Origin of the sequence: Kitasatospora sp. NPDC101155, assembly GCF_044768305.1 — a bacterium.
Taxonomy (GTDB): Bacteria; Actinomycetota; Actinomycetes; order Streptomycetales; family Streptomycetaceae; genus Kitasatospora.
Window position 1 is genome coordinate 1 of the sequence record NZ_JBIWPN010000164.1, and the last position, 1,296, is coordinate 1,296.

2 protein-coding genes are annotated in these 1,296 nt (G+C 68.0%); both read right to left on the reverse strand.

The features are described from left to right. Window positions 1-33: 33 nt before the first annotated feature. Window positions 34-924: an IS3 family transposase gene (locus ACIRYZ_RS46575; RefSeq protein WP_402955865.1), complete on the reverse strand. Its 891-nt coding sequence runs from the start codon at window positions 922-924 to the stop codon at window positions 34-36. After that, window positions 921-1,211: a transposase gene (locus ACIRYZ_RS46580; RefSeq protein ID WP_402955868.1), complete on the reverse strand. Its 291-nt coding sequence runs from the start codon at window positions 1,209-1,211 to the stop codon at window positions 921-923. The genes ACIRYZ_RS46575 and ACIRYZ_RS46580 overlap by 4 nt, the downstream gene beginning before the upstream one ends. Window positions 1,212-1,296 lie beyond the last annotated feature (85 nt).

The following is a 1,296-nucleotide window of genomic DNA, read 5'->3' on the forward strand; positions in this document are numbered from 1 at the left end:
TGAAGTTCCACCCTGCGGTTGGACACTCTCTGTCTACGCCGCGAGGGTGTGACCTTGCCGGTGCCGCCGCCGAATCTCGAGTGGCGTGAGGTAGCCCCACTCGGGGTGCCTGCGCAGGCGCCTACGGTTATAGAAGGTCTCGATGAACGCGAAGACTTCCGCCCGGGCGGTGGCGCGGTCCGGCCAGACTCGGGTGCCGATCTCTTCCTTCAGTACGGCGAAGAAACTCTCGGCGGCGGCGTTATCGTAACAGGAGCCAACCCGGCCCATCGACTGCCTCATGCCCAACTTGCCTATCTCACTACGGAATTCAGAAGACGTATATTCGCTTCCGCGATCCGAGTGAAAGATGCAGCCGCGCTCCAGGCCGCCGCGGGCGGCGGCCATCCGCAGTGCGGCTACCGGCAGTTCGGCACGGTGGTGGTCGGCCATCGCATACCCGACGACCTCGCGGGTGGCGAGATCGATCGCCGTGGCCAGGTAGAGCCAACCCTCCTCGGTCGGCAGGCAGGTCATGTCGCCGACCAGCCGCACTCCGGGGCGGGGTGCGGTGAAGTCGCGCCCGATCAGGTCCGGGGCGAACACCGGCTTGCGGGCCTGGCGGGTCAGGTTGCGGCGCCGGCGGCGGGTGACGCCCGCGATCCCACGCTCGCGCATGATCCGCTCCACCTTCTTCCGGTTGACCGGGTGGCCCTGGCGACGGAGCTGCGCGTGCACGCGTGGGACGCCGTAAGCGCCCCGGGACGCCACGTGGATCACGGTGATCTCGGCGGCGAGCAGGTCCTCCTCCCGCCGACGTGCGCGACGGGCCTGCTCGCCGGCGCGCCAGGCGTAGAACGAGGAGCGGGCGATCCCCAGTACACGGCAGATCCGCTTGACGCCCCAGGCGCCGTGGTGATCATCAACGAAACGGAAGCGGATCACCGTGTCGTCTCGGTCGCGAAATAGGCGGCCGCCTTGCGCAGGATCTCGATCGTCTTCTGCTGCTCGACGTTCTGCCGCCGCAACCGGGTGAGCTCCTCACGCTCCGCGCTGGTCAGCTCACCGGGCAGGCCCTCGCCCCGGTCGGTCCGGTCCTGCTTGACCCACCCCCGCAGCCCCTCCGGGCTGACCCCGAGATCCCGAGCGATCTCGGTGACGTTCCGGTGCGGCGACGAGCGCACCAGCGCCACCGCGTCCCGCTTGAACTCCGCCGTATACCGCTTACTCATGTTGCTCCTGGTTCCCACCTGTGACTGCTTCCTCTGGGCTCATACGCCCCAGTGTCCAGGTGTCCAACCAGAGGGTGGAACTTCA

What these genes read in the sequence shown, in the direction of transcription:
- ACIRYZ_RS46580 (WP_402955868.1), bottom strand. Translation starts at nt 1,211, where the DNA reads ATGAGTAAGCGGTATACGGCGGAGTTCAAGCGGGACGCGGTGGCGCTG.